Annotated in this window: 3 protein-coding genes; 2 read left to right on the top strand and 1 reads right to left on the bottom strand. The window is 38.1% G+C overall.

Annotation, left to right across the window (positions count from 1 at the left end):
- The coding region (locus AC1DSE_RS34915) for a hypothetical protein (RefSeq protein ID WP_477529086.1) at window positions 1-579 on the bottom strand (579 nt) is incomplete at its 3' end.
- 170 nt (window positions 580-749) lie between these two features.
- On the opposite strand from AC1DSE_RS34915, the gene AC1DSE_RS34910 reads away from it, so the two are divergent.
- Both AC1DSE_RS34910 and AC1DSE_RS34905 read left to right on the top strand, forming a co-directional pair.
- Window positions 750-1133, top strand: coding sequence for a hypothetical protein (locus tag AC1DSE_RS34910; protein ID WP_441880888.1), 384 nt, complete (start codon window positions 750-752; stop codon window positions 1131-1133).
- Between the two features lie 239 nt (window positions 1134-1372).
- Window positions 1373-1750 (top strand): DUF4304 domain-containing protein (locus tag AC1DSE_RS34905; RefSeq protein ID WP_477529085.1); only part of this gene is annotated, 378 nt, incomplete at its 3' end.

The raw sequence follows: 1750 nt of genomic DNA, 5'->3' as shown, positions 1-1750 counted from the left end.
GATATCTATGGTCGCTTTGAAGTCGTCAATCAAGGTAAAACGATCTTGAAGACTGACCAACGACTCAATACGGAACATATCTCGCAGTCTATCAAGTCCACCCGAATCGATGTTGAATAACGCAAAAGCATCCACGTCAAGACTCATTATAAGTTTCTTTACTTTGTCTTCCTTACTATGTTCCATATAGAATTCCCCAAGTATTTTAACCCTAAAAGCGTCTGAATCAGGGTTCACATAGAGTAATTCAATAGCTTCTTCTTCAGGAAACCGTTCTTGTACATAATTCTGTAATTCAATTTCATCTTCCTCATACGAATAATCGAATGCAGATACAACTCTGCTTTGATGAAGGATGGTGAAACCCCAGCCGTGATCTTCGAAATTATAAAAGTATAATACAGGTACGCCAGCAATCATTTTTATAATATCCTCAGGATAGGTGTCACTAACGTCTGTACCTTCCGTAAAAAACACGCTCCATTTGTCATTAAGCGGTTTTATAAAAATGGGATTGAAGTCTTCGATAGCTTTCCTATGTTTATTCAATACAAGACTGCCTGAAGTAAATTCACTCATTTGTTTACCCCCGTAATGTCATATCATCAATTAAGATTAATATTTCGCTGGATACCAGCTAATCACCTTCATTTTCCAAGAGTATTGCTATCGGTTTGTTAAGCTAACGGGCAGGATAGTTCGATAACCACTTGGGTAAAATAACCAAAAATTTATGGGGGTTATTTCTCATGTGGTGGAGAGGTATAATTTTGATTTGGGCAATAGGGGTAACCTGCTTTACAGTAATGGATTGTGCTGAAGCTTACAGCGAGGAGTCACCAACTAACTATAATGCCGACATTCAACGTAAGAGTTTGGAAGAGGTGCTTATTTTCGAACTTAGTCCTAAGATTATGAGCGTACTTAGAAAGGAGTATGGTAATAACATTCTCATCGGCGGCGCTCATATCATACCAATCAGGAAATCGGATTCTTATCCTCAACAAGAGTTCATACTTGAAGGGGAAGTTACGACACACGATTCTACCTCGGATATAGTTCAAATTACTTTCAAAGCTAGTACAGACGGATACAAAGCGAGTAATTTCCGTGTTATCCGTACGCAAAAATAACAATCTTCCATTGAGCTAACGGGAAACGATAGTTGAATAACGTATTGATGAGCAGCTGCTGCGGTGGCCTGCTCATTAATGGGCAGGATAGCATGGTGTCCGCCAGTTATATTTGTTCAATTAATTACAATCATATATCAATCACATTCAAGGCTAAGTTGATGATAAAATAGCTTTAAATACAGAGATTGATGCTGCTGACACGAATAAGTGTCTGGCAAGGGGGGGGGGCATTACCAATGACTGATTTAAAAAAGTTCAAGCAATTATTAAAAGATACATTTGAACAAGAACTAAAAAAGCATGGATTCAATGGTACAGGCGGTAAGTATAGAACAAAACCAAATAATCATTTCATCTATACTGTCAATATTCAAGCTGATAAAAATGGCGGGTGTTGTTGTGTTGAACTTGGAGTATACATAGACTTCATCCCAAACCCTTTGGGTGCTCATGTCCCATTTAATAAAGTTTCATCCTATGATTGTGATTTTCGGTGGCGACTTTCAGACCTTGAAGATGAAGACTTATGGTGGAGTTATGGTGAAACGGAAATCGAAGCCCTTGAAAACATCGGACATATGACAGAAACTTTTGTAGAATACGGTTTACAATAC

Source organism: Paenibacillus sp. 01L418 (genome assembly GCF_056400045.1).
Note: the sequence above shows the minus strand (reverse complement) of the source record. Positions and strands in the feature narration are given on the sequence as shown.